This window comes from Hyphomonas sp. (assembly GCF_046313735.1).
Taxonomy (GTDB): domain Bacteria; phylum Pseudomonadota; class Alphaproteobacteria; order Caulobacterales; family Hyphomonadaceae; genus Hyphomonas.
Genome location: NZ_JBKBXW010000001.1, coordinates 107,040 through 127,111, shown reverse-complemented (window position 1 = coordinate 127,111; position 20,072 = coordinate 107,040). Strand labels below are relative to the sequence as shown.

Genomic DNA, 20,072 nt, shown 5'->3' with positions numbered 1-20,072 from the left:
AAACACGACCAGGCGCGCACACCAGCGCATTCAAGAGCCCGGCGCAAAAGGGATGGCGTAAAGCACTACAATCCAGATGAGCACAGAACTGGCAGAAGACATCCGCGCGAGGCGCTTCATCACCGCCCGCCTGCGCGCCGAAGCGCTGGCGGAATATCCCGGCGCGCCGCCGCAATCGCTGACGGAAGCCTACTCCGTCCAGGACGAAGCCATCCGGCTTTGGCCCGACCGGGTTGCCGGCTGGAAAGTCGGCCGGATCAATCCGCCTTGGGACGGCCTGCTCGGATCCGACCGCCTGGCCGGCCCGGTTTTCGCGAGCGATGTCTCACACGCCGGCGCCAGCCCGGTGGATACATTTGTCTTTGAGGGCGGCTTCGGCGCGGTTGAAGGCGAGATCGTGATTGTCTGTGCTGGCGACGCCCCGCCCCAGAAAACGGCCTGGACGACCGAAGAAGCCTCTGAATTAATTGGTGATATCCTGATCGGCGCCGAGATTGCGTCCAGCCCCTTTCCCGGCATCAATGATCTGGGCCCGCTGGTGACGATCTCTGACTTCGGCAACAATAATGGCCTCGTGCTCGGCCCGCAGGTCGCAGGCTGGCGCCAGGCCAGCCCGTCTGACTGGGGTTTCACGACCCGGATCGACGGCGAGATCATCGGCCGCGCAGACGCTTCGGCGATCCCGGGCGGACCCATCGAATCCTTCCGGGCCCTGCTCGAGATCTGCGCCGCCCGCGGAATGCCGCTGCGCAAGGGCATGTATGTGTCGACCGGGGCCGTCACAGGCGTCCATACCATCCGCGCCGGCCAGACCGCCAGCGTTGAGATGGACGGCTATCCTGAGATCAACCTAAGATTACTGCCGATGGGCCCCTCGGCCCGCCGGATTCCGGGTGGCAGTGCGTCTTCCGGAACACAATGAAGGAAAAATGAAGGTTATCGGGCCAACAGGCCCTTTTTCGAATTGCCACCGGTATCAAAATCAGTAATGCTACCGGTGACATAATTGGAGGTCTCTCGACAAAGAGGGCCCCTGAACCGAAACGAACATATCCTGGGGAGGAGACCAGTCATGCGTTTCAAGCAAAACAGCCTCAATTTCCGCCTGTTCATGGGCGCTGCTGCCGTGGGCCTCATGGCATCCGGGGCGACTGCCACCGCCCAGGAGGAGCCCGCCGCCACCGTCGCGAGCGATGCCGAAAGCCGACAGGACACCGTGACCGTCACGGGCTTCCGGGGCAGCCTGCAACAGTCGATCGAAGTCAAGCGGAACGAGACCGGCATCGTAGATGCCATCTCCGCGCAGGACATCGCGGACTTCCCGGACCTGAACCTGGCCGAAGCGCTTCAGCGCATCCCCGGCGTTCAGATCGACCGGGACGGCGGCGAAGGCCGCTCGATCAGCGTGCGCGGCCTCAGCTCGGACTTCGTTCGGGTACAGATCAACGGCATGGAAGCCCTCGCCACCACCGGCGGCCGGGATGGCCGGGCCAACCGCAACCGGGGCTTCGACTTCAACGTCTTCGCCGCAGAACTCTTCAGCAGCGTGCGCGTCGCAAAATCGCAGGACGCGCGCCTCGATGAAGGCTCGCTCGGCGCAACCGTCCAGCTGCGCTCCGCCAAACCGTTCGACTATGACGATTTCACATTCGCCGTTGGCGGACAGGCGTCTTACAACGACCTGGCGCAGGAAATTGACCCGCGCATGACAGCGCTCGTCTCGAAGCGCTGGATGGACGGCCGCCTGGGTACCCTCTTCTCTGTCGCCTACTCCACCCGCAACACGTTCGAGGAAGGCTCCAGCTCGCTGCGTTTCCGCGTACCGGCCGATGATGGCTGCGTGCCCACTGTATCCGGCGGGGTTATTACCCGCTACACCGGCACCACGCGCTGCTATGCCTCGGTAGGCACGATCACCGACGCCTCCGGCAATGTCCTGACAGGACTTGCTGCAGAACAAGCCGCCTGGAACGCCGCCCATCCGCGTATCCCGCGCTATGGCCGCATCGGCTATGAGCGGGAGCGGCTCGGCATGACCGGCACGATCCAGTACCAGCCCTTCAGCACCACGACGCTGACATATGACATGCTGTTTGCTCAGCTGGATCAGAACCGGTCCGAAGAATTCCTCGAAGTGATTTCCTTCGCCCGGGAAACGGGTGTTCAGGGCCTCCGCGCGGTCCAGCTCGTCTCGGGCCGGGTGGACAACAACAACACCCTTGTAGCCGGCACGTTCAACAATATCGATCTGCGCACCGAGCAGCGTCTCGACAGGCTCTCGACCGAGTTCATGCAGAATTCGCTCGCGCTTGAACACGACATCACGCCGACCCTTCGGCTGAATGCCATGGCGGGCATCTCCCGCGCAATCGGCAAGAACCCGGAGCAGACGACCGTAACGCTCGAAGCCTATGATGTTCAGGGCTATTCCTACGACTATTCGAACCCGAACCTGCCCGGCTTCAACTATGTGATCGACGTGACTAACCCGGCGAGCTGGGTGTTCTCATCCAGCAACGCACTGGGGGATGCCTCAATCATCCGTATGCGCCCGAACAAGACGCTGAACACCTACGAAACCGTCAAGTTCGATCTGGAATGGGATTTCAACGACACGTTCACCCTGGTGGGCGGCATGTCCTGGAAGGAATTCGGCTTCGACGTAAAAGAGTGGCGCCGCGCCACGGAAGCAATTCCGGCCTCAACCATTGCGCAGCTGAACGCGCTCGGCATTCCGCCATCGGCCTATACGACCCTGCTGACCGATTTCGGACGGGGCATGAGCCTGCCGGCTGGAACGGACCGCAGCTGGATCGTGCCGGACGTGAACGCCCTCAAGGCGCTGATCGACTTTGACTGCAACTGCGTCAACCAGTTTGGCAACTTCACTCGCCCCCTGTTCCCGGGCGAAACGCGTGACGCTTATGAAACCTCCTATGGCGGCTTCGTGCAGCTCAACTGGCGGACTGAACTCGCCAACATGCCGTTCCGCGGCAATGTTGGCGTGCGCTATGTGGAAACCGATCTGAAAACCACCGGCTTCATCAATGGCGTCGCCCAGACGCTGAGCAACAGCTACAGCGACACCCTGCCGGCGGCGACATTCGTGCTGGAGCCGATCGACAATGTGCTGGTCCGTTTTGCCGCCGCCAAGACAATGGCCCGGCCGAACCTGAACTTCCTGACGCCCGGCGGTTCGGTCGGCACGTCATCGCTGACTCTTGGTAACCCCTACCTTGACCCGATCCGGTCAGACAACTACGACCTGTCGCTTGAATGGTATCCCTACAAGGAGGCGCTGTTCTCGGTGGCCTTGTTCCGCAAGGAAATCGGCAGCTTTGTCCAGCGCGTCCGCCAGACGATGCCCTATTCCGAAACCGGATTCCCGCTGGAGCTACTGCAGCCGGGAATTGATCCGGACACGATCTTCCAGGTGACGACGCCGGTGAACACGCCCGGCGGCGACCTGACGGGTTTCGAGATCTCGGCGCAGACACCGTTCCGCTTCGGTTTCCTGCCCGAATTCCTGCAGGATTTCGGCGGCCGGCTCAGCTACTCCAAGATCGAGTCCGAGTTCGACTATGTCATCAATCCGAACACAGGCGCGACCAGAACCCTGGCCCTGCTTGGCCAGTCCCCTTCAGCGCTCAGCACAACGCTGTATTACCAGCGTGGCCCATTCGAGACACGCGTGTCGAGCACCTGGCGGGATGAGTACCTGACGACTTTCCCGGCCGGTAGCGGCAATGATGTGGAAGGCCGCGCGGCAACACTCAATGTCGATTTCAAGGCGTCCTATCGCCTGAATGACAGGGTCGAGTTCTCGTTCGAGGCGATCAACCTGACCGACGCCTATGACGAGCGCTGGGTGAACAGCCAGCGCAAGAACAACCTCAACTACGAGCATACCGGCCGCGAATTCCTTGTGGGCGTTCGATACCGGCACTGAAGGAGCGGTCTGGCCAGCGGGGCATCGTATCCCCTTGATGTCTTTGCTGCATCCTGCCTGATCCTGAAACTGCCGGCGGCTCCCTCCCAGGCCGCCGGCAGTATTATTTTCAGAGGCGCGAATCAGCCGATCCCAGCGGTTCTCAACGAACGTGGCCCTAGGATCTACTCTGTCTACTGATTATTTATTGAAATCCGTTTACAGATGGCCTGCACCAAGCGCGCGGATCATGTGCCCCATTGGATGAACGGGACCTTTGAGAACAGCTCCCGCTCCATGCTCCGGGGGTCGTTCAGGACGCTTGTTTCAGCCCCGAAGATCATCGTCGCCCTAGCGGGCAGGCTGTAGCGCGGCCAGAGGGGCAGGCCGGAATGGTTCGGGTCTCCCGTGCGGGCAAGCGAAATGAACGCGCCGCTCAGCCGGTCCGCAACGCGCCCCACATGGTCTGCCGCACCGGGCATGGCGCCGGGCTTGTCGAGGTTCAGGAAAGCATAGCCGATATCGACCGTGTGCGGCGCGCCCCACCGGCCATTTTCCTCCGCCCAGGGAAGGTCGAAGCGGTAGACCCATGTCGGGCCATTTTCCTTCGCGCGGGCATCTGCCTCCTCCACCTGCCCCCGCCAGGAGCGCGCAGCGGTTGCCGCGTCGAAGAATATCTCGCCGGGGCTGCGATCCGGATAGGCGGCCCGGTAGGCTGATACGACGGCGCCTGGATCAATATCGGTGCGCATATGGCGCGCGAGCGCCGCTGGCAGGTCCGCCCAGCTGATATCGAACAATTCCGGTTCGCGCCGGCCAATCAGCGTCCGGGTTTCATCCCGCGTATTGCCAAGGATCATGGGAATGGCGGAGGATTGCGCGGGCGCATCCGGCCAGAAGGGATGGCGCATCAGCATCCGCTCATCGAGGACCGGGCCGAAATAGAGCGGGTGTTCCGGGTTCACGGGATCGGGCGTATCGAGCGCCTCGATGAAACGCTCCGCAGGCAGAGCAAGCAAGGCGGCTGCATCACCGGGCGTTATGCCGAGGCGCGCGAGGAAAGCTTCGGCCCGCTTCTGGGCGTTGAGCGGGCCGGAGGCGGTGACCTGCTGGCCGCTCATCGTGGCGGCGGCGTGGAACAAGCCCTTCGCTGCAGGGGTCGCCATCAGGGTTGCAATCTTTGCACCTCCCCCGGACTGGCCGAACAGCATTACCCGGCCAGGATCGCCCCCGAACGCACGGATATTGCCCCGGATCCATTCGAGCGCGAGCACAAGATCCCATTGCCCGGCATTGCCGGAATCCGGAAATGCCTCCGGCATCAGTCGGCCGAGCGAGAGATAGCCAAAGGCATTTAGGCGGTGGTTCACCGTGACCACAACCACATCGCCGCGCGCGGCCAGGCGAATGCCCTCATAGAGCGCATCCGATCCGGAGCCGGTGTTGTAGGCGCCGCCATGCAGGTAGACCATCACTGGGCGGTCGCCGCCGGGCCGGGCTTCCGGCGTCCACACATTCAGGAACAGGCAGTCTTCAGACTGCCCCGGCTCGCGTCCGCGTTGGGGCGAGGCCCCGCCATACTCCGTGGCCCGAACCGCGTCGCGCCATGGAAGCGGGGTCCTGGGCCGGGCAAAGCGGGTGCGCGCAGTATCAGCGCCATAGCGCAGGCCGCGGAAGACAGCGATGCCCTGCTCTGTTATGCCAACAACCGGGCCGAAGCTGGTCAGCACACGGGGGTCGCCGCCGGGGGCCGCGAAAGACGATCCGGCAGCAGCGCTGGCTGACAAGCCAAGAAGCACCTCGCGGCGATGGGGCATGAAAGGTCGCATGAGACTGTCCGCAGGGTTCAGCCATCCGTCAGCTGAACACCCATCATGCATGGCCCCTGCAGCCAAGCCAACCGGACATTTTCAGGAACAGGTCAGGCGTCCCGGTAAACCGGTTTGCGCTTCTCGAGGAAGGCCTGCATCCCCTCGCGGAAATCCTGAGTTCCCGCGCAGAGCACCTGGTTGCGGTTCTCGATGGCCATGGCGGCTTCAAGGCTGGCGGCATCAATCGCCATGTTGAGCCCTTCCTTGGTAAGGCGCAGGCCCATGGGTGAGGCCGCAAGCATCTCATCGATATAGGGCTGGGCAGCTTCCTCCAGCTTGTCATCGGGCACGACTTCCGAGACGAGGCCAACCGCGAGCGCGCGCTGGGCATAGATGAAGCGGCCCGTCAGCATCAGTTCCGACGCAATCGACACGCCCGCGAGACGCGGCAGGAAATAGCTGACGCCCATATCGCAGGCCGACAGGCCGAGCTTGATGAAAGCGGCATTCATCTTGAGGCTTTCCCCGCCGATGCGGATGTCGGAAGCCAGCGCAAAGGCAAAGCCGCCGCCACAGGCCGGGCCATGCACGAGCGAGATGATCGGCTGCGGGCAGCGGCGCATCTTGATATAGACATCGGCCAGATAGCCCTGGAAACCGAATCCACCGCCGAAGGGCTGGGCCTCATTGCCGCTGCTGCGATCCTTGATGTCGAGGCCGGCGCAGAAGGCGCGCCCTTCCCCCCGCATGACGACGACACGGCAGGAGCGGTCATGATAGAGCCCGCCGAAATAATCCGCGAGTTCGCCGACCATGCGGTGATTGATCGAGTTCAGTGCATCAGGGCGGTTCAGCGTCAGCCAATGAACCTGCCCGCGCACATCAACCTTGATGTCCTTGTAATCATACATGCCGCTTTCTCCCAGAAGATCCGTATACGCCCTTTTTTTGGTTCCGGCCGTTGGTTCAGCGCCCGCCCTGTCCATCATCTACACGGATGCAGGTGCCGGTGACGGCATCTGATGCCGGGCTGACGAGGTAGAGCAGCGTCGAGTCGAGTTGCGCCGGGTTGCCGATGCGCTTCCGGGGGAAGTGCTGGCTGATATCGCCGACGCGCTGGAGCATCCCGTCCATCATTTCGGATTCGAAGGCGCCCGGCGCAATCGCATTCACATTGATGCCATTGCGCGCCCATTCAACGGCCAGCGTCTCGGTGATCCGCACGACGGCGGCCTTGGAGACGGAATAGAGCGCCGCGCCGGACCCATTATAGGCGTATGCTGCCGACGAGGCGATGTTGACGATCCGCCCCGGCTTGCCCGCCGCCATCAGGCGCCGCGCCACTTCGCAGCTGAGCACGAACGGCGCGCGGACATTGATGTCCAGCACACGGTCAATCAGGCCAATGTCCATCTTGTGGGCGCGTTGTGCATCCGGGATGCCGGCATTGTTGACGAGGATTGTCACAAGGCCGAGACCGGCCTCTGCCTGTGCAACGGCGCCGGCGAGTTGATCTGCGTCCGTCGCGTCCATCGCGATGGCGAGGGCTTCGCCGCCATCTGCGCGGATTTCAGCCGCAAGCGCTTCCAGCCGGTCAATCCGGCGGGCGGCAAGGGCCACCTTTGCTCCCTGCCTTGCCAGCACTTTGGCAAAGCGCAGGCCGAGCCCGGAAGAGGCGCCCGTGACGAGCGCGACCTGACCGCTGAGATCAGCAGAATTGTTCGGGAGCGGATAATTTGTCACTCGCGCTTCCCGCTGGTCGGGATGTCACGGAAGGCCACATCCTTGTCCACCCGAATGTCACCGGGCAGGCCCAGCACACGCTCGGCAATGATATTCCGCAGGATCTCATCCGATCCGCCCTCGATCCGCGTAGCGGGGGAGCGCATCAGCATCGCCTGGAAACGGCCATTCTGCGGGCTGTCATCATTCCACAGCACGCCCGCCTCGCCCTGCAGGTCGAGCGCAAACATGGCGAGGTCCTGCATGGTGGCGCCGGCCACCAGCTTGCCGATGGAATTCTCCGGCCCCGGCGTTTCGCCTTTCGACAGCGCCGAGATTGCGCGCATGCCTGTGTATTTGAGCCCGCTCTGCCTGACGGCAAACTGGGCAAGCCGGGAGCGCACCGCCGAGTCGGCCACGGCTGGCTGGCCATCAATCTCTGCATCCAGGCAGAACCGGAAAAGCTCCGGAAAGCCGGTCGACATGCCCGAGCCAATGGAAAGCCGCTCATTCATCAGGGTCGTGAGCGAAACCTTCCAGCCATCCCCCACAGCGCCGAGGCGCTGAGCATCCGGAATGCGGACATCGGTGAAGTAGACCTCATTGAAGCCGGAGGCACCGTTCGCCTGCTTGATGGGCACGACCTTCACGCCGGGTGTCTTCATCGACAGGAAGAACATGGTGAGGCCCTTATGCTTGGGCACGTCCGGATCGGTGCGGGCAATCAGCAGGCCCCAGTCGGAATTCTGCGCGCCGCTCGTCCAGATTTTCTGTCCGTTCACGATCCAGTCGCCGGAGCCGTCTTCGGCCTTCACGGCGCGGGTGCGCAGGCCTGCCAGGTCAGAGCCGCTGGCGGGTTCGGAAAAGAGCTGGCACCAGATCTCCTCGCCGCTGGCGAGCGGCGGCAGCAGCGCCTGCTTCTGCTCTTCGGTGGCCCATTCCATCACGGTCGGCCCGCACATGCCGTGGCCGATAGTGAAGGCGCCCGAGAGGACGGCATAGGCGCCCTCTTCCTGTCCCCAGATCACACGCTCGATCGGTGTGCGCGCGCCGCCGCCATATTCCTTCGGCCAGTGCAGGCAGGCCCAGCCGGCTTCCGCCTTCTTCTTCTGCCAGGCCTTGCCGGCAACAATCGGGTCCTCGCTGACGAGGCCGCTTGAGCCAAAGCTCGCGCGCTTAAGTTCTGCCTCCAGGTGCTTCGGGGCGTTGGCGTCGATCCAGGCGCGCACTTCCTTGCGAAAGGCGGCTTCCTGCGGGGTATCGTTGAAGTCCATCTCGAAGGTCCTTTCCTGTCAGGCTGCAGCTTCGGCAGCGTTGCCGTGGCTCATCCGCTCGATCAGCAGGCTCTCCCAGGTGGAGAGCGAGCCAAGCGCGAGGGCGAGCGCATTGGAGCGGCGATAATAGAGGTGGCAGTCATATTCCCAGGTGAAGCCCATGCCGCCATGGGTCTGGATGTTGTTCTTGGCGCAGTGCTGAAAGGCGGTCGTCGCCGCAACGCGCGCAGTCGCCGCCGCAATCGGCAGTTCCGGCGCATTCGTGGCGAGCGCCCAGGCGCCGTAATAGCCATTGGACCGGGCGAGCGTGGCGGAGACATACATATCTGCCAGCATGTGCTTGATCGCCTGGAACGAGCCGATCTGCCGGCCAAACGCCATCCGCTCCAGCGCATAGTCCCGCGCCATTTCCAGCGAGCGGTCCGCCCCGCCGATCTGTTCAAACGCGATCAGGATCGCCGCGCGGTCCAGCACCTGCGAGGCGATCTGCCAGCCATCCCCGGCCGCGCCGATGCGGCTGGCGGGGGCGCCCTCGAAGGTCAGTCGGGCCTGGCTGCGGGTGGGGTCGATCGAGTCAAGCGCTTCGCGCGTGACGCCAGAGGCCTTCAGATCCACGAGGCAAAGCGAGACGCCCTGTCCCTCGCGGGCCGCGACAATCGCGAAGTCTGCGATCATGCCATCAGCGACCGGAGCTTTGATGCCAGTGAGCTTGCCATTCTCGAACCGGGCGGCGATCTTCTCCGCACGCATCCGGCCGCTACCTTCTTTCAGCGCGAAACAGCCGATGGCCTCCCCTGCGGCGAGCTTCGGCAGCCATTCCTGCTTCTGCTCCTCAGAGCCGGCAAGCAGCAGGCATTCCGCCGCAAGATATATCGAGGAAGCCACCGGAACCGGCGCGAGCACCCGCCCAAGCTCTTCAGCCACCACGCAAAGCTCAAGATGGCCGAGCCCGACCCCGCCATATTCTTCCGGGATCGCTGCGCCGAGGACGCCGAGCTCGGCAAGGCCCTGATAAAGCCCCGCATCATACCCTGCATCGCCCTCAAGCACCTTGCGAACCGCGGCTGGCGGGCAGCGCTCTTCAAGGAAACGACGCACCTGATCGCGCAGCTGTTTCTGCTCGTCCGAGAAATCGAGATTCATGTCCTCTTGCCTCCCTGCACGGGCGCGCGCCGCAGCGCGTGCCCTGATTTGCAGGGAAGGCATCACAGAAACCGGGGCGCTGTCCAGCTTGCCCTATGGGGAGGGTCCGCACTCAATTTTCAGCAACACCGCTGGCATATACAGCGCAGGACGGGCGCTTAACGCCGGACGATATCGCGGTGCATCGGTGCGAGTTTCGCCAGCAGGCGGTTCTGGTGGCGGAAGGCCACGCCCTCCTTCGACATGGCAATCTGCAGGTTCTCGACCAGCGCGTTGAACTCTGCCGTCGTGATCCGGTGATCGGCATGGGAGGATGCCATGTCCCGGCCGGTATAATCGCACGGGCCGCCGAGAATGTAGCAGAACTGCTCCTTAAGCGTCCGGCGCAGGCGCACAAGGTCACTCCCCATGAACACGTCCCGGATGCGCGGATCGGCAAGGCACAGCTCGACCATCTCATCGACAATCCTGCTGATGCCTGCCTCCGCGCCAAATGCACGGAACAGCGCATCATCGGCAAGTGGCGTGGCGCCGGCATTGTCATTGCTCATCTCATACGGATCGACCGGCAGCTCCCCGGCCGGCATATCTGTGTCCTGTGCGAGGGCGCTGCAGGCCAGCAGGCAGGCGGCGAATATGATTGTAGCAATTTTCATCGCGTCAGAATCCGATCTGTGCACTGAGATAAACACCGCGCTGGCCGCCAAAGGTCGCAATGGAACCGAGGTCGGCATAGCCGGCTGTCAGGGTCAGGTTATGGTTCACCGCATACGCGCCGAAGACATCAAAGAAATCATCTTCCTGCGCGAAAGCCAGATTGTCCGGCTTGAAACGGTATTCTCCGCCCACGATCAATCGCCGGCTGAGCATGTAACCGATGGAGAATTCAGGCTGCAGGCTGGCATCGTCAGAACCGGAAAAGCCGAGCAGACCGGTCTGGTTCGCGCTCGTGTAGCGCAAGGTCGCATTCGCCAGGATGCTTTCCGCCAGGAAGAGCTTTGTCGCCGAGGCATAGATATCCACACCGGTGTGATCCTCGGCGCCGAGCGCCTTGACGAGATCCTCCCGGTTTGACCGCTTGAACTGCGCACCGACCGCGATCTGCGGCATCCAGCTGTCCTGCGCATAGATGGCGTCTCCGGCAACGCGCAGCTTGGCGCCCCAGATGTCCTGCGCAATCTCGAACCCTTCGCCGAGCCCCAGCGCCGCGCCCGCATCGCGCGTGTCGAGTGTCATGCGCGAATAGGAAATCTCGAACCGGTCATAGAAGCCGGCAGCGAGCCCGAAACTTTCGATATCGAAATCGGACAGTGCAGCGTAACTATAATGGGCGGAGGCCCCAATTCCTCTTTCGGTGGAATTTCCGGTGATGAGCGCCCAGGGCGCAAGCCCCCCGCCGCCCGCGCCTTCTACCGTGGAGATGCCGCGTGTCAACATCAGCTTTCCGCCAGTTTCTACAGTCTGCGCAGACATTGCCGGCACGCAGGCGAGTGACAGGCCGGCAGCGCCGAGCACAATGCGAAAGCTCATGAAGGGATCCCCTGATCATCGACTTTTCGACCTCCAGGAGAGTTTGACAACCCCCGGAACATCAAGACCTGACAGCTTGTAGATGCGGGAATTTTTCCAACTGATTAACGCTATCGCAATTCCAGGCAGCTAGACACCCGGTATGGTCCAGACTTTCATCCGCCATCTGATTGCCTGTCTCGCGACAGCCGCGTTCCTTGCAGGAACAGCCTCCGCGGGGCCTGTGACATTTCGCGTGACAGACGCCTCCGGACAGCCTGTGGCGAACGCAGTCGTCATGGTGGATGTGCCGGGAACGCCGAAGCCGTCGGCATCCGGCAAATTCGTGATGAGCCAGGAAAATCTCACCTTCGATCCGTTCATCCTGATTGTTCCAGCCGGCGCTGAGGTCAGCTTCCCGAACCTCGACCGTGTGCGCCACCATGTCTATTCCTTCTCGCGTGGCAACCGGTTCGAATTGCGCCTCTATGGGCGCGAGGAACAGCGCTCAGCCACATTCAACACGCCCGGCATCGTGGCCATCGGCTGCAACATCCATGACGAAATGGTCGCCTATATCCGGGTGGTCGAGACGCCCTATGCAGCCCTGACCAACACCGCCGGCGAAGCCGTGATCGATCTGCCCGCCGCAGCCGGCCGTGCCACCATCTGGCACCCCGAAGCCACCGGCCAGGAAACAAGGGTCGATGTTCCCGCAGCCAATCGCAGCGGCCCGGTGACAGCCACCCTCCGTATGCGCACGAGACGGCACGGTCATGGGCATTAGCCGCTGGGCTGGCGGCTCCCTGCGCCGCAAGCTGACAATCGTCTACTCCGCGCTGTTCGGCCTGATCATCCTCATGGTCGCGCTGGCCGTTTATTTCAGCATCCGGATGAATGCCGAACGCACTGTTGAACGCGAACTTCTGGCCAGCCTCGCCGTCTTTGAGCGCATCTGGCAGATGGAAAACGAAAACATGACCGCGCGGGCAGAAGTGCTCGCAGCAGATTTCGGGTTCCGGGAAGCGGTCGCGACAGAGGATTATCCGACGATTGCATCAGCCGTCGCAAATGTCGCCGCGCGCGCGGCAGGGCTCAATGCAGCGGTCGCCTTCACCGATGGCCGTTTGATACCGGCAAGCGGCGAAGAGGGTCTTCTGCCAGATGATATGCTGGAAGCCCTTTACGACCGGGACCGAGCCAGCGGGGTGGTCCTCCACGAAGGCAATTATTTCCATTCCGTTGGCGTACCGGTCCACGCTCCGATGCTGGTCGGCTGGGCCATATTCTGGTCGCCACTGGACGAGGCACGGATGTCCGCGCTGGAGGACCTCTCCCCCATCCCGGTTCAGGCCGCGATCGTGCCGGCGGCCGACTGGGAGGGCCGGCCGGGCCAGGCCTATCTGCGCGGCGGGTCGCTTGCCACAGCGCAGGGAATCGAACGTTTCGGCGGCGAGGAACCGGTCAATCTGGTCATCAGCTATCCGATGAAAGCCGCCATGGCACCGTACCAGCCGATGATGCTGGCAATCCTGATCTTCAGCCTCGCCGGCGCAGCTTTGCTGGTCGTCAGTGGAGGCCTCGTCGCGCGGGGGCTGACGCGGCCCATCGGCGCGTTGGACAAAGCCGTTCAGGCGCTTGCCGCCGGGCAGCGCGAACCGGTGCACGTCCCGGCAGATGATGAGTTCGGCCGGCTTGCGAGCAGCTTCAACATGATGCTGGGCGACCTGGCCGCGCGCGAAGACGCCATCGTGCGCATGTCGCGCGAAGACATCGAAACCGGACTCGCCAACCGGCGCGCCATGAATGAAGACCTCGCCATCCTCATGCAGGCGAGCCCGTCCGGCCATGCCGCCATCGCAATCCGTATACGGCGGTTTGCGGCCGTTCGCGGGGCCATCGGCCATGTCGCCTCAGCCGAAGCAATCCGGCTGCTCGCTGCCCGGCTCACAGCCTATACGGGCGGGGGCGCGGTCTACAGGATCAACACGTCCGACCTCGCCTTGCTGATGCCGGCAGGCGCAGCATTCCTGTCGGTAGGCGCACTCGCCCGGCTGGCAGCGGAGTGTTCCGGCCCGGTCCGGGTCGGCGATGCCTCGGTTGACCTGCTCGTCTGCTGCGGCCTTGCCGTGGCCAGGGAGGGCGAGGCGCCCCCCATCGGCCTGATCGACCAGGCTGTGGTTGCGACGGATATCGCCGAACAGTCCCAGGCCCCGGCAGCCGAATTCGATCTGCCTGCCTATGGCAACCCGTCGAGCACCCTCTCGCTGATGAGCGAGTTGATGCAGGCCATGCAGGGCGAGGATGAACTCTCCCTCGCCTACCAGCCGAAATATAGCCTCAACACGCGCGAGATATCCGGTTTTGAAGCCTTGATCCGATGGAATCATCCCGCCCGAGGCCGGGTCTTTCCGGATACCTTCATTCCGCTGGCGGAAGATACTGGGCATATCCGTCCCCTGACGGAATGGGTCATCGATCGGGCTATCGCAGACCAGAAGAAGATGCAGGCCGCCGGCCATTTCCTGCCGGTCTCGGTCAATATTTCAGGACGGCAACTGAATGACGAAGCCTTCGCGATCTGGGCCATCGGCAAGGTCCGCGCGAACAATGCAGACCTGTGTTTCGAAATCACCGAGACAGCCGTGATCGGCGATCCGGACAAGGCATTGCGGATCATCAGCCTGCTGCGCAATGCCGGTATACGCATTTCGATTGATGATTATGGCTCCGGCCTGTCATCGCTCTCCTATCTCAAACAGATCCCCGCGCATGAGCTGAAGATCGACAAATCCTTCATCCTGCCGCTGGAGGATGGCCGCTGCGACCAGCTGATGATCCAGTCGACGGTAGACCTCGCCCATGCGCTAGGCATGTCGGTCGTGGCCGAAGGCGTGGAGAATGAGCGGGTCGTCGAGATGCTGCGCCTGATGGGCGCCGATTGCGTGCAGGGCTACCATATCGCCCGCCCGATGGCCTTGCCCGCCACGCTGGACTTCTTGTCCGAGCACCAGGCCCGCAAGCACACAGCTTAATCGCTGCGCGGTCAAGCGCCTGCAGAGTATCTGGCCCGGCATATCCGGAACTTTCCTTATTCCGGTGCAAGCAGCGAAGGATACGAATTTCAACCGGCGGAAAAAGAGCGCCCCGGCCAGCGAACAAGCGGGCGCATCGAATCGTGTTGACCATGGGAAAACACCTGATGAATGAACCTGTCACGCGGTTGCCCGACATCAACGATATACCTCTGTCGGCGCCCCTTACCTGGCTCGCCTCGGGATGGCGGGATTTCTGGAGCGCCCCGGTGACCTGTTCACTTTACGGTATTCTGCTCTCCGGCATCAGTGCAGGGATATTCCTTGTGCTGTATACCACCGGTTCGGCGAGCTGGTTTTTCGTGTTGCTGGGCGGATTCCTGATCGCCGGCCCGCTCTTGGGCATGGGGCTCTACCATGCTGCCAGAGAGCTCTCGGATGGAAGGAAACCGTCTTTGTCCGGTATGCTCTGGGTCCGCGCGGCGATGCGCCGGGACCAGCTTCTGCTCGGCCTGCTGATCGTCTTCCTCTACTTTCTCTGGACCCGCATCGCGCAGGTCATCTACGCCCTTTCGACACCGCAGATATTTCGCGAGCCACAGGCCTTTCTCACCTTCATGCTGACAGATCCTGCCGGCCAGACAATGGCGCTCTCCGGCATCCTGACGGGAGGAGTAGTGGCTTTCTGCAATTTTTCGCTGACCGCGATTTCGGCGCCTATGCTGCTCGACCGCCGCTTCGACGTGTTCATGGCAATGGCGACGAGCGTGAGAGCCGTGAACCGGAACTTCTATCCGATGTTCCTCTGGGCTGTCCTGATTACCGGGCTGACGGCGCTCGGCGTGCTGACAGCATTTCTCGGCTTGATCATTGTCTTTCCCGTGATCGGCCTTGCAAGCTGGCATGCCTATGTGGCGCTCGTGCGCCAACAGGGCGCTTGACGTGCTGGAGGTTGGCAAGGCTCGCCGGGCTCAGCTAAGGTCCAGTGAACTGGAATGCGCCCCGAATGACACCGTCTGTTTCCCGATCCTCGCCGCGCCGCCGCATCTTCATGGTCGGCGCGACCGGGACAATTGGCCGAGCGACTGCCAGCGCTCTCACCGAGCGTGGCCACGAGCTTGTCTGTTTCATCCGGCCGCGCGCAGGCCCGGCAGGAGCGCTGTCACCTGAGGAGGCCGCGCGCATTCTGCCCGGCGCAACCCTTCGTTTCGGGGACGCAACCGATCACGTCTCGCTCGCCCGGGACGGCTTCTGCGGCGAGCAATTTGACGCGCTCGTCTCCTGCCTCGCCTCCCGCACGGGCACGCCGCGCGATGCCTGGGCGATTGATCATGCGGCCAATCTCGCCGCGCTGCACGCCGCCCGGCAGGCCGGCGTCACACAGGTCGTGCACCTGTCCGCGATCTGCGTCCAGAAGCCGAAGCTGGCGTTCCAGTATGCGAAACTCGCCTTTGAGCGCGAACTGATGGCGTCCGGACTCACATGGTCGATCGTCCGCCCGACCGCGTTCTTCAAGTCGCTTTCCGGTCAAGTCGAACGCGTAAAGCAGGGCAAGCCCTACATGATCTTTGGCGACGGGCGGCTGACCGCCTGCAAACCCATCAGCGACCGCGACCTCGCCAGCTACCTCGCCGATTGCCTTGAGGATCCCTCGCGGCAAAACAGGATCCTGCCGATCGGGGGGCCGGGCGAGGCCATCACGCCGCGCGATCAGGGCGAAGCACTGTTCGCCCTTCTGGGACGCGAGGCAAAGTTCCAGCAGGTCCCGCCGGGTATGATTTCAGCTATCGGCGGCGGACTCAGGCTTCTCGGGCGCTTCAGCCGCACACTGGCCGACAAGGCAGAGCTTGCCGCCATTGGCCATTATTATGCGACCGAGTCGATGCTGGTGCTCGATCCGGAATCTGGAAGGTATGACGCGAACGCCACACCCTCCACCGGATCGGACACCCTGTTCGAGCATTATGCCCGCATGCTCAGCGGCGAGACAGAGGACGACCGGGGCGATCACGCCGTATTCTGACGTTTCGCCCAGGCTGTTACCCGTCCGCTGGCTGACGATGCGTCAGGCCGAGCCTGCACCGGCATATTCCGGACGCCGGCGCCGCGCCTGCTTGCCGGGACGGCGGCCACGAGGAGCCTCACCGCCGCCTTGCGCCGAAGCTGGTTTGCCATGCCCGCCACTTTTGTTGGAACGCGGAGCATTCTGTCCTTGTTGGGACGAAGCGTCCCGGCGCGGGCCGGACTGGCCACCGCGGCGCGCCTGCCCGGGCCGGCGGCCACCATTGCCGTGCACTTCATCCGGCGAATCAGCCGGGCGCGGAGCGAGCTTCATGCCGATCAGCTTCTCGATGGCGCGCAGATACTCCCGCTCCGCCTTCGAAACGAACGAGATCGCAATGCCCGCATGCCCGGCCCGGGCCGTGCGGCCGATACGGTGAACATATTGTTCGGGCACTTCCGGCAGGTCGAAATTGATCACATGGGTGAGGCCATCGACATGGATGCCGCGCGCAGCGATATCCGTCGCGACCAGAACCGGCACCTTGCCGCCCTTGAAGGCCTGCAGGGCGCGCTCGCGCTGCGACTGGCTCTTGTTGCCATGAATGGCGACAGCATCAATATCCGCATTCGCGAGGCGGCGCACGACTGCGTCCGCCCCATGCTTGGTGCGTACAAAGACGAGCGCGGTGCGAAGGTCCGGCTGGCGGATCGTTTCAGCCAGCAGGGCCTGCTTTTCGGACTGTTCGACAAAGCAGATGCGCTGCTCGATTTTCTCAGCCGTCGTCGCCGGGGGCGCCACCGCGACCTCAGCCGGGTCCGTGAGATACTGGGCAGCAAGGCCTTCAACGGTTTTCGGCATGGTGGCCGAGAAGAACAGCGTCTGGCGCTTCTGCGGAAGATGTTTTGCAATCGTGCGCAGGGCGTGGATGAAGCCAAGGTCCAGCATCTGGTCCGCTTCGTCCAGCACGAGGATTTCGACATCCTTGAGGCTGACCGCGCGCTGCTCCATCAGGTCGATCAGGCGGCCCGGCGTCGCGACGAGCACGTGCACGCCGCGCTCCAGCTTGCGGATCTGGGGGCCGATCTTGGCGCCGCCGCAGACCATGGCGATGCGAAGCCCCTGCCCCGCGCCATAGGTTTCGAACGAGGTGGCAATCTGGCCGGCAAGCTCGCGCGTCGGAGCCAGCACCAGCACGCGGGTGCCCCTTACAGGCGCCGGGCCCGACTTGCGGGAGAGCCGGTCAATAATCGGCGCAGCGAAGGCAAGCGTCTTGCCGGTGCCCGTCTGGGCAAGGCCGAGGACGTCGCGGCCCGACTGGATCAGCGGGATGGCCCCGGCCTGGATCGGTGTCGGTGTGGTATAGCCGGCCTCAGTAAGGGCGCGCGCAAGGCGCTCGGTGAAGCCGAAGGATTGGAAACTGGTCATATTTACTTTCAACAAGAGTGTGCGCCCGGCGCAATCACATGCGGCCAGGTGGCGGGGTGGAACGACCCGCGTGAAGAAGGGCGCTTTGGGGATAAAATCCGTCTTTGAGGGGGGCCCAGGACAAGGGGGGCTAACCCACCTCGCCAGCTCACGCTGTCCCCGCAAGGCAACGACAGCTGCCCAGACAGCGCGCACATGGGCCTGAACCTTTCAAATGTCAAAGGATATTTCTGCATTGACGCCCCCCCGCATGTGCGTAGCGTCATATGGTTGGTTGTCCCCGGTGTCCCGTTCATGCTTGCCCGGATGAAACCCTGTGAGGCGCTGCACGCCCCCAAGAGCGCAGGGAGGCAAGGTTGATCCGTCCTTGCACGGTCATTGTGATGGGGGTCTCCGGCAGCGGCAAGTCCACGCTGGCCAATTCACTCGGCAGCCATGTTGGCTGGCCGGTGATCGAAGGGGACGATTATCACAGCGCCGCCAACCGGCAGAAAATGGCCGCCGGCATCCCGCTTGAAAACACTGACCGGCGGGACTGGATCAGCGCCCTGTGCAGCGCCATCCGGCAGGCCGGCCCGGCATCGGTCACAGCCTGCTCCGCCCTGAACCCGGCCGTACGCGGATGGATCGAGGCTGGCACAGGCTGCCAGCCATTGTACCTATGGCTCTCAGGCGATCAGACGCTGGTCGCCGAGCGCCTCCGCCGCCGCACCGGCCACTTCATGAACCCCCACCTGCTCGGCAGCCAGTTTGAAGCCCTGGATCCTCCGGCCAGTGCGATCATTATCCCGGTCAGCATGGCGCCCGATGAGCAATTGCGCTGCGCCGTGGAAGCCCTCCGCTTGCGGACGGATCCCTAAACGACCAGTGATAGCACCAAGGTGCCCGCAAAGCCGGTAACGCCGACCAGCGTTGACGCAATGGTCCAGCTCCGCAGCGTCTGCGCCTCCGAGAGCCCCAGATAACGGCTGACAAGCCAGAAGCCGCTGTCATTGACATGGCTGAGCACCGTTGCGCACGAGGCAATGGCCAGCACCATGAGGGCAAGGCCCGCCCCGTCGAGCCCTGCCAGCTGCGCCACCGGCGCTGCAAGCCCGGCCGCCGTCAACATCGCGACCGTGGCAGACCCCTGCGCAATGCGCACGATCGCGGCCACGGAAAACCCAAAGAAAAGCGGCGACACACCGGTCGATGTCAGCGCGCTGGCGAGCACCATGCCGGCCTGCGAATCCACAAGGATCTGCTTGAACGCGCCGCCGGCGCCCGTGATCAGGACGACCACTCCGGCCGGCTCCAGCCCGCGCAGCATCGCGCGGTTCAGCGCGTCTGCCGGTACACCGCGCCCGGGACCGAACACAATCCAGGCAAACAGGCAGGCAATAATCAGCGCGGAAAACGGGTGGCCGATGAAGATGATGGCAGCCGCAAGCCCCTCCGGAATCTGTACCGCGCCCGCCTTCGTGAGGGCATCGACGAGGGTGCCCGCAAGGATAAGAACGAGCGGGATAAGCACCACTGACAAGGCAAGCGCAAGGCTGACCGGGCGGCCACCTGCCTCATCCGCCTCCAGCGGGACAGGCGCCGTATCCTGAAACCCGGCGCGGCCTTCCAGCCACCGGGCAAAGACCGGGCCGGCAACCAGCATCGCCGGAAGGCCCACGACTGCGCCCAGCAGGATGACCCAGCCAAGATCCGCACCCAGAATATCCGAGACCGCAATCGGCCCCGGTGTTGGCGGAATGAAGGCGTGCGACACGGCCAGCCCCGCCAGAAGCGGAATCGCAAAGGCGATGATCGGCCGCCCGGTTCGCGCCTTCAGCCCATAGAGCACCGGAGCCACGATGATCAGCGCCACATCGAGGAACACCGGGATCGCAACAACAAAGCCCAGGAAGCCCAGCGACAGGGACGTGCGCTTTTCGCCAAACGTGCCGAGGATGCCCTGTGTCAGGGCGCGAATGCCGCCGGACGATTCCAGAAGCGCGCCGAGCATCGCCCCCAGCCCGACGACGACCGCGACAAAGCCAAGCGTCCCGCCCATCCCGGACTGGATCGAGCGGATGATGGCGCCGGGCTCCATGCCATAAGCCAGACCGAAACCGACCGTGACGAGCAGAAGTGCGAGGAAAGCCGGGATCCGGGCCCGGAGGATCAGGCCAAGCAGTGCGGCGATGCTCGCGGCCACCATCACGAAGGCGCTGGCGGTCTCCCCCATCTTTG

The 20,072-nt window shown here is 63.4% G+C and carries 16 protein-coding genes; 7 read left to right on the top strand and 9 right to left on the bottom strand.

The genetic code is table 11. The features are described 5' to 3' along the window. Nucleotides 1-76: 76 nt before the first annotated feature. Both ACK4SV_RS00600 and ACK4SV_RS00595 read left to right on the top strand, forming a co-directional pair. Complete coding sequence (locus tag ACK4SV_RS00600; RefSeq protein ID WP_409915840.1) at nucleotides 77-922, top strand: 2-keto-4-pentenoate hydratase; 846 nt, start codon at nucleotides 77-79, stop codon at nucleotides 920-922. 150 nt (nucleotides 923-1,072) lie between these two features. Continuing rightward, complete coding sequence (locus tag ACK4SV_RS00595) at nucleotides 1,073-3,949, top strand: TonB-dependent receptor (protein WP_409915839.1); 2,877 nt, start codon at nucleotides 1,073-1,075, stop codon at nucleotides 3,947-3,949. Nucleotides 3,950-4,176: 227 nt separating this feature from the next. On the opposite strand, the gene ACK4SV_RS00590 is transcribed toward ACK4SV_RS00595, so the two are convergent. The 7 genes from ACK4SV_RS00590 to ACK4SV_RS00560 form a co-directional block, all read right to left on the bottom strand. Then, entirely contained in the window at nucleotides 4,177-5,745 is a 1,569-nt protein-coding gene (locus ACK4SV_RS00590; protein WP_409915838.1) for a carboxylesterase/lipase family protein, read from the bottom strand. A gap of 104 nt (nucleotides 5,746-5,849) precedes the next feature. Next, the gene (locus ACK4SV_RS00585) at nucleotides 5,850-6,650 is read right to left on the bottom strand and encodes an enoyl-CoA hydratase/isomerase family protein (RefSeq protein ID WP_409915837.1); all 801 of its coding nucleotides are present in this window, start codon (nucleotides 6,648-6,650) and stop codon (nucleotides 5,850-5,852) included. 55 nt (nucleotides 6,651-6,705) lie between these two features. Continuing rightward, the gene (locus ACK4SV_RS00580; protein WP_409915836.1) at nucleotides 6,706-7,482 is read right to left on the bottom strand and encodes an SDR family NAD(P)-dependent oxidoreductase; all 777 of its coding nucleotides are present in this window, start codon (nucleotides 7,480-7,482) and stop codon (nucleotides 6,706-6,708) included. After that, the gene (locus tag ACK4SV_RS00575) at nucleotides 7,479-8,735 is read right to left on the bottom strand and encodes an acyl-CoA dehydrogenase (RefSeq protein ID WP_409915835.1); all 1,257 of its coding nucleotides are present in this window, start codon (nucleotides 8,733-8,735) and stop codon (nucleotides 7,479-7,481) included. Before ACK4SV_RS00575 ends, ACK4SV_RS00580 begins: the two co-directional genes overlap by 4 nt. 18 nt (nucleotides 8,736-8,753) lie before the next feature. Continuing rightward, nucleotides 8,754-9,878 carry an acyl-CoA dehydrogenase family protein gene (locus ACK4SV_RS00570; protein ID WP_409915834.1) on the bottom strand — a complete coding sequence of 375 codons (1,125 nt, stop codon included), beginning with the start codon at nucleotides 9,876-9,878 and terminating at the stop codon, nucleotides 8,754-8,756. A 158-nt stretch (nucleotides 9,879-10,036) separates the two neighbouring features. Next, a complete protein-coding gene (locus ACK4SV_RS00565; RefSeq protein ID WP_409915833.1) occupies nucleotides 10,037-10,534 on the bottom strand; it encodes a group I truncated hemoglobin in 498 nt (165 codons plus the stop codon). Nucleotides 10,535-10,538: 4 nt separating this feature from the next. Beyond that, entirely contained in the window at nucleotides 10,539-11,408 is an 870-nt protein-coding gene (locus ACK4SV_RS00560) for a DUF3034 family protein (protein ID WP_409915832.1), read from the bottom strand. A gap of 235 nt (nucleotides 11,409-11,643) precedes the next feature. On the opposite strand from ACK4SV_RS00560, the gene ACK4SV_RS00555 reads away from it, so the two are divergent. From ACK4SV_RS00555 to ACK4SV_RS00540, 4 genes are all read left to right on the top strand, one after another. After that, complete coding sequence (locus ACK4SV_RS00555) at nucleotides 11,644-12,174, top strand: methylamine utilization protein (RefSeq protein ID WP_409915831.1); 531 nt, start codon at nucleotides 11,644-11,646, stop codon at nucleotides 12,172-12,174. Beyond that, nucleotides 12,164-14,422, top strand: a complete 2,259-nt coding sequence (locus ACK4SV_RS00550; RefSeq protein WP_409915830.1) for a putative bifunctional diguanylate cyclase/phosphodiesterase — start codon at nucleotides 12,164-12,166, stop codon at nucleotides 14,420-14,422. The genes ACK4SV_RS00555 and ACK4SV_RS00550 overlap by 11 nt, the downstream gene beginning before the upstream one ends. Before the next feature lie 167 nt (nucleotides 14,423-14,589). Further along, nucleotides 14,590-15,363 (top strand): DUF2189 domain-containing protein, encoded by a 774-nt coding sequence (locus ACK4SV_RS00545; RefSeq protein WP_409915829.1) that lies wholly within the window; start codon nucleotides 14,590-14,592, stop codon nucleotides 15,361-15,363. A gap of 110 nt (nucleotides 15,364-15,473) precedes the next feature. Continuing rightward, nucleotides 15,474-16,445, top strand: coding sequence for an NAD(P)H-binding protein (locus ACK4SV_RS00540; protein ID WP_409915937.1), 972 nt, complete (start codon nucleotides 15,474-15,476; stop codon nucleotides 16,443-16,445). A gap of 42 nt (nucleotides 16,446-16,487) precedes the next feature. Here ACK4SV_RS00540 and ACK4SV_RS00535 read toward each other — a convergent pair whose 3' ends face one another. After that, nucleotides 16,488-17,852 carry a DEAD/DEAH box helicase gene (locus ACK4SV_RS00535; protein WP_409915828.1) on the bottom strand — a complete coding sequence of 455 codons (1,365 nt, stop codon included), beginning with the start codon at nucleotides 17,850-17,852 and terminating at the stop codon, nucleotides 16,488-16,490. Nucleotides 17,853-18,208: 356 nt separating this feature from the next. Here ACK4SV_RS00535 and ACK4SV_RS00530 point away from each other — a divergent pair, with 356 nt between their 5' ends. Continuing rightward, complete coding sequence (locus tag ACK4SV_RS00530) at nucleotides 18,209-18,712, top strand: gluconokinase (protein ID WP_409915827.1); 504 nt, start codon at nucleotides 18,209-18,211, stop codon at nucleotides 18,710-18,712. Here the strand turns inward: ACK4SV_RS00530 and ACK4SV_RS00525 are convergent. After that, a complete protein-coding gene (locus ACK4SV_RS00525; RefSeq protein ID WP_409915826.1) occupies nucleotides 18,709-20,067 on the bottom strand; it encodes a gluconate:H+ symporter in 1,359 nt (452 codons plus the stop codon). The two genes, ACK4SV_RS00530 and ACK4SV_RS00525, sit on opposite strands and share 4 nt — an antisense overlap. Between the last annotated feature and the right edge of the window lie 5 nt (nucleotides 20,068-20,072).